The 7,072-nt window shown below is 33.6% G+C and carries 8 protein-coding genes; all 8 read left to right on the plus strand.

Features of this window, described 5'->3' with window-relative positions; genetic code table 11:
- A partial coding sequence (locus AA81_RS13425; protein WP_103899312.1) for an ROK family protein occupies positions 1-858 on the plus strand: 858 nt, incomplete at its 5' end.
- A 47-nt stretch (positions 859-905) separates the two neighbouring features.
- On the plus strand, positions 906-2,165 hold the full coding sequence (locus AA81_RS13430) for an ABC transporter substrate-binding protein (RefSeq protein WP_103899313.1): 1,260 nt from the start codon (positions 906-908) through the stop codon (positions 2,163-2,165).
- 61 nt (positions 2,166-2,226) lie between these two features.
- On the plus strand, positions 2,227-3,087 hold the full coding sequence (locus AA81_RS13435; RefSeq protein ID WP_169999808.1) for a carbohydrate ABC transporter permease: 861 nt from the start codon (positions 2,227-2,229) through the stop codon (positions 3,085-3,087).
- Positions 3,080-3,910 (plus strand): carbohydrate ABC transporter permease, encoded by an 831-nt coding sequence (locus tag AA81_RS13440; RefSeq protein ID WP_103899315.1) that lies wholly within the window; start codon positions 3,080-3,082, stop codon positions 3,908-3,910. The genes AA81_RS13435 and AA81_RS13440 overlap by 8 nt, the downstream gene beginning before the upstream one ends.
- A 127-nt stretch (positions 3,911-4,037) precedes the next feature.
- On the plus strand, positions 4,038-4,958 hold the full coding sequence (locus AA81_RS13445; RefSeq protein WP_103899316.1) for a glycoside hydrolase family protein: 921 nt from the start codon (positions 4,038-4,040) through the stop codon (positions 4,956-4,958).
- 85 nt (positions 4,959-5,043) lie between these two features.
- Positions 5,044-5,216, plus strand: a 173-nt coding sequence (locus tag AA81_RS14815) for a sulfatase-like hydrolase/transferase (RefSeq protein WP_342750146.1), incomplete at its 3' end; no start/stop codon positions are given.
- 43 nt (positions 5,217-5,259) lie between these two features.
- Positions 5,260-6,336: a sulfatase family protein gene (locus tag AA81_RS14820; protein ID WP_342750147.1), complete on the plus strand. Its 1,077-nt coding sequence runs from the start codon at positions 5,260-5,262 to the stop codon at positions 6,334-6,336.
- Positions 6,337-6,545: 209 nt separating this feature from the next.
- The coding region (locus AA81_RS13455) for a radical SAM protein (RefSeq protein WP_146050412.1) at positions 6,546-7,072 on the plus strand (527 nt) is incomplete at its 3' end.

The raw sequence follows: 7,072 nt of genomic DNA on the forward strand, positions 1-7,072 counted from the left end.
CCTTTTATTTCTTTGAAAAAGATCATGTCGTTAAAAAATATAACAGAAATATTGAACTTATTTATTAAATCTTTAGATGAAATAAAACATGATCTGAATATTACGAGCGATTCGATCAAGGGTATAGGTGTGGCGTTTCCAGGTTTGGTGAGTAGAAACAATAATTCTTTATCTATCACACCAAACTTAGAAAGATACTTTGATTTCTCGTTAATTGATAAATTCTCTGAAAAGTTACAAATTCCAATAGTAGTTGACAACAATGCAAATATGAAGGCATTAGGTGAATTAATATATGGGATAGGGAAAGAAGTTCATGATTTCCTTCTTGTGAATATAAGTTATGGAATAGGTGCAGGCTTAGTTATTCAAAATCAATTGTTTAGGGGGAAATACAACTTGTCAGGAGAAATTGGACATATAAAAGTTGCCGAAGATGGCGATATTTGTAGTTGCGGGGAAAAAGGCTGTTTAGAAACTTTTTCTTCGGTTAGATCAATGGTGAGGAAATACTACACAAAATGTAATAAAAAATTGGATGAAAGCTATGATATAGGAAAAATAATTGATTATGCTAACCAAGGAGACCAAAATGCTATTCAAATTTTTCAAGAATCTGGATTTTACTTGGGCAAAGCTATAGGGAATGTTTTAAATATCGTCAATGTGGAATCGGTTGTATTAACTGGAGAAGTAAAGAAGTATTGGGATATTATAGAAAAGGATTTTTACAAAGGCTTAAATGAAACAACGTTACCTTTAATAGAAAAAAACACACAGATGAGACTTTCAGGATTGGGAGAAGAAATTACTGCAATCGGAGCAGCTTCAATGGTTCTAGAAAATATGTTGATTTAACGCGTATCAATCAAAGAAGGAATTTATTCTTAAAAGGAGGCGGTACTATGGCATTAAGAAAGTTTTTTGGATTGGTATTAGTTGTTTTGTTTGGCGTTGTTGCATTGTCTGAGGTGTCCGTGGAAATTGGGATTTCACCAAGAGAAATAGGAGCAGTAATGGATGAACATATCTCGAATTTCGAAGCACAAAATCCTGACATACAAATCGAATGGTTGAAAGTTCCTGGGGTCCCCGGTCAGCAACATAGTCAATATGTGACATTGTTTTTCGGTGGAAGTGACAAGCCAGATATTATAGCTATGGATATTATCTGGCCTGGCGAATTTGCATCTCGTGGATGGTTAGCACCATTAAATGAATATTTTCCGAAAGAAGAACAAGCAGCGTTCATTGAAAACATGATAGACGCAGCAAAATATGAAGGAGATGTTTATGGAGTACCTCTCTACATAAACGGTCTTCATTTGTATTACAGAAAGGATTTACTTAAGAAATATGGATTTACTCCTCCGAATACTTGGGAAGAACTGGTGGAACAGGCTTCTTATATAGTGGAACAAGAAAAAGACCCCAACTTATATGGATATATAAGTATGTGGGGCAAAATTGAAGGCCTATTTATGAATTATCTCCAGTTTTTCTGGGGCAAAGGTGGAGAGTTTTTCGATGAAGAGGGAAATGTTGTTGTAAATAGTAAAGAGGGAGTAGAAGCCTTACAATTTATGGTTGATATGATATATGAATATAACCTTGCTCCGGAAAGTATCGTAACTTATACTCCAGATGATGCTAGAATATTATTTCAACAAGGTAGAGCTGTTTTTATGGTAGTTCAAGATTTTGTTTGGCCTATTTTAACTGCCTCAGATTCCATAGTAGCTGATAAGGTTGATTTTATGAGAGTGCCTTATTTTGAGGGATATCCTGATACAAACACCGTATGTTTAGGAGGGTGGTTGTTAGGGATAAATATAAATTCACAACATAAAGAAGAAGCATGGAAATTTATTGAATATCTAACTTCCCACGAAGCTCAACTAAGAACAGCCGCAGTAACCGGAAATTTACCAACAAGGCAATCCGTTTATGAAGATTCAAGATTAGTAGAACAATTTCCTGTTGCCAACAAACAGTACAAGGATTTTATGGTTGGAAATGTTCGTCCCTCCGCCCAACTTGGAGAGAAGTACACTCAAGTTTCTGAAATTATGCAAAGGGAGATACAATCCGCATTATTACGACTAAAAACACCTCAAAGAGCCTTAGACGATGCTGTATCTCAAATAAACGCGCTTCTTAGGTAAGGAAATTTACAAAGAGGGTCCTTGGATTTATTCTAAGGACCCATTAAAGAAGGTGATGAAGTTGAATAAAAAAACGGGAATTTTTCTTATATTACCAGCTTTCATAATTTTAATAACAATTTTTATTGGTCCAACAATATACACAATAGTTTTAAGTTTTTCTTCTTATTCATTCACAGGTGTTGAATTTTCAGGGTTAAGTAACTTTTCCAGACTTTTCAATGATCCATCGTTCTGGAGGGCATTTTATAATACTCTTATTTTTGTTGGAGTTACAGTTCCAATAGAATTATTTTTGGGTTTTCTTTTGGCTTTAGTTGCAAATAAAGCAATGAAAGGCAGATCAATTATCAGAGTGGCTTTATTGATTCCTTGGGCGTTGCCAACAGCTCTAAATGCATTAGCTTGGAGATGGATGTATAATACCGATTATGGATTATTTAATTCAATATTGATAAATTTGAATATTATAGACACTCCCATAAATTGGCTAGGGGAAATACCATTAGCTATGATTTCTATGATGATAGTTGCTATATGGAAAACAAGTTCTTTTATGGCTCTTCTTATTTTAACAGGGCTACAAACTATTCCTTCAGAATTGTATGAAGCTGCTAAGATTGATGGTGCTACTAATTGGCAAGCCTTAAGAAAAATTACAATTCCATTAGTGAGACCTTCAATAATGGTTTCTTTACTTTTTAGAACGGGAGATGCTTTTAGAAGTTTTGAATTACCCTATAACCTTACAGGTGGGGGACCAGTAAATTCTACTGAGACTCTATCAGTTTTTGCTTACAATAATTTCTTTCAATATTTGGATTTTAGTTATTCTTCAACTATTGCCCTGATACAGTTTTTGTTGTTGTTAGGCTTGGCAATAATATACTTGGGAACTTTAAGGTGGGATATCTATGAATAAATTAAAAATTCAAAAGAGTTTCAACTATTTAATCGCTATTTTACTAGTTTTACTGTCAATATTCCCAATAGTTTGGCTGTTTTTAACTTCTATTAAAAGTACAAATGAAATTTATTCTTGGCCAGTAAAAATATTTCCTTCTCAACCAACCATTCAAAATTATGTTAATTTATTCCAGATGGGTTCTTTTGGGAGATACTATTTAAACAGTTTTATTGTTAGCGGGAGTGCTACCATTCTGATCTTAATTACCGGAACTTTAGCGGCATACTCTTTTGCTAGGATTCAATTTAGAGGTAAAAGGTCTTTAATGATGATTGTTTTGGCTTTGCTACTTTTTCCACCGGTTGCGGTAGTTCCTCCATTGTTTTTGATTTTTAGGAATTTGAATTTGATAAACAATTATATATCGTTAATATTGGGTCATACAGCCTTATATCTTCCCTTGGCGATTTGGATATTGATGAATTATTTTAGAACACTTCCCAAAAACATTGAAGATTCCGCACTAATAGATGGTTGTAATACGTTTCAAATGATTTTTAAAATTTTACTTCCAATGTCGTTACCTGGGTTAATCGCAGCTGGATTGATTACTTTCGTATTTTCTTGGAATGAATTTCTTTTGTCGCTGGTTTTACTCTCAAAAAACGAAATGAGAACTGTTGTTGTTGGAATTTCCTTGTACCCTGGTGAATATTCATTTCCCTGGGAGTTGATTAGTAGTGCGATAGTATTAGCAATCATACCAATAATATTACTGACCCTTGTATTTCAAAAATATATTATAAGTGGTTTAACTGCAGGATCGACAAAATATTAAAAATTAGACGCTTTAGAAATAAAAAGATATTCACAAATACGGTTTTGATTTTAAATGGTTACATGATTGGATCTAAATCAAATTTTTAAGTTTCATATCCATACATATTATATGAGGAGGAGAAATTATGAGTAAACTTTTTTCTTCAAAATATTTTGCTAATCTGTCTTTATTTGATCCTGTTGAAGGGATCACAATTAAAGAACCATATGGGAAAGAAAATGGGTATTGGGTAGGTGCACCTTATGTTTTTTATGATGAAATATTAGGTAAATTCTTCTTATACTATAGGATAAGAAAACCAAAACCAATTCGTGGTGGAGAGGTAAGAATTGCTCAAAGCGTCGATGGAGAGAAATTTGAAGATATACTAGTTATTAAAAAAGAGCAACTTAACAGTGAATCTATTGAAAGAGCCTCATTTTTAAGATGCATGGATGGAATATATAGAATGTATATAAGCTATGTTGATCCGCAAACAAGAAAATGGAGAATAGATATGATGGAAGCGGATCATCCCAAAAATTTTGACGTAAGTACAAGAAAAAAGGTTTTTGTTGCAGAAGATTTAGATATAGAAGGTATAAAAGATCCTTACGTTTTTTTGGTGGGGAGAAAATATTATATGCTTGTAAGTTATGCAGAACCTCTAAAGAATCCTTCTGAAGAAACAAAGAGAAAATTGCATGAAAGTGGAGATGTTTATACTACAGGTTTAACAACCCATCCGACGGGACTTGCGACGAGTTTAGATGCTAAAAATTGGAAATGGGAAGGAAAGATATTAGATGTTTCAAAAAATGGTTGGGACAAATATCAAGCAAGAATTAATTCGGTAATTTATGTTCCTCCTGTTTTCTTTGGATTTTACGATGGAAGTTCATCAGAGAAAGAAAATTACGAAGAAAGATGTGGATTATGTATGAGTTATGATTTAAAATCATTTGAAAGTATAACTCCTAATGAACCTGTACTTGAGTCCCCTTATAACACTCATTCAGTAAGATATGTTGATTTTCTTGAAAAAGAAGATGAAATTTGGTATTAATACGAATTTTGTAGAGAAGACGAAGATCACGAACTGAGATTGGCAAAAGTGAAAAAATTTTAAAATTAGAGGGGAATGAGTAAAGATGAGAATATTATTTATCGACATTGACACTTTAAGGGCAGATCATCTTGGGAGTTATGGATACTTACGAGAAACCTCACCAAATATTGATGATGTGGCTAAAGAAGGTATTAGATTTGATAACTACTATTGTTCCGATGCCCCGTGTTTACCTTCTCGTGGAGCTCTATCTGCNNNTTATAACCCTGGAAAATGTGGCCTTGAAAGAGCGGATGAGATTGTTCCTTCAGCTCTAGAGTGGTTAAACAAAAATGCTGAGTCAGACAATTGGTTTTTACATGTAAACGTTTGGGATCCACATACGCCATACAGAACACCCTCTGACTTTGGTGACCCTTTTGAAAATTCACCTATACCCGGTTGGTATAACGAAGAATTAATAAAAAGACATAGAAAGTTAGCTGGTCCACATACTGCTCAAGACTTAAATATGTATGACAATCGTGAAGATCCAAGATTTCCAAGGCAACCTGGTGAAATAAAAAACATGAACGATTTGAAACAATTAATAGATGGCTATGATACAGGTATTAGATATGCTGACTTTTGGATTGGAAAGATAATAGATATGTTGAAAGAAAAAAGAGTATATGAAAATACAGCTGTGATAATATCTGCCGATCATGGAGAAAACATAGGGGAGTTGGGTATATATGCAGAACATGCGACAGCTGACAACATAACCTCTAGAATTCCCTTGATAATAAAATGGCCAGGTGGATTAAAAAGCCATGTACATCAAGGCTTTTTATACAATTTGGATCTAATATCAACATTGTACGAAATATTTGAATCAGAGATAAAAAGTAAGTTTTCTGAAGAATATATTCAAATGTTCAAAAAAGAAATGGACGGAATAAGTTTTGCAGATGTAATATTTAAAGGTGAAAAGATATCTAGAAAGTATCTGATTTTAAGTCAGATGGCACACGTATGCCAAAGAAGCGTGAGATTCGATGATTGGATTTATATGAGAAGTTATCACGATGGATACCACCTTTTCCCCAAAGAGATGTTATTCAATTTAAAAGAGGATCCTCACGAGCGAAATGACATAGCCAAAGAAAGCCCAGAGATTTGTAGGGAAGCACTGTCTTATTTAAATGAGTGGCATGATGAGATGATGAAAGAATTACCAGAAGGATACCAAGTAGATCCATTGCAAACGGTTTTAAAAGAAGGCGGGCCTTATCACGCGAGAGGTCACTTGAAAACTTACTACGAAAGATTAAAAGAAACAGGTAGGGAAAAAGCAGCAGAAGAATTGAAGAGGAAATATCCTGCGGAATTTTAAATTATTTCGAGGCCGGGCCTTTCTCTTCCCAGTAAATTAATTTGTGGAGAGGAGTTAAGGCCCCTTTATTTTTATATGGTCTAAGAGACAAAAGGTGCTAAAGTATATTGGATTTAACTTACATTGATGGATGATTTATAGAATTTTTTAAAATACAATATTTTTTTGATATAATCAAAAAGTGAGATTTTGAAAAGAGGGGAGACCAATTGCGCTCTGTTAATTTGCTTATAAAACCTGTATCCAGTAATTGTAATATGAAATGTTCTTATTGCTTTTACAACGATATTGCTAATAAGAGAAAAAAAGTTTCTTATGGCAAGATGAATGAAGAAACTTTAGAAAACCTTGTGAAAAAAGCGATAGCTTCTTCAGAAGTAAGTTGTTCTTTTGCTTTTCAAGGAGGGGAACCTACTCTAGCTGGGTTGGAATTCTATGAGAAATTTTTAGAATTTGTTAATAAATACAACAAAAACAACATTAAAACATATTTTTCCATTCAAACAAACGGTCTTTTAATCGATGAAAAATGGGTGGGATTTTTTAAAAAGAATAATTTTTTGGTGGGGCTTTCCTTGGATGGAGATAAAAATACTCACGATCTATTCAGAGTAGACAAAGAAGGTAGAGGCACATATAATAGGGTAATGAAAACAGTGGACTTTTTTGATAAACACAAGGTTGCTTACAATATTTTAACTGTTGTTACATCACAACTTGCCAAACATCCTCAAAG

Source organism: Petrotoga halophila DSM 16923 (assembly GCF_002924615.1).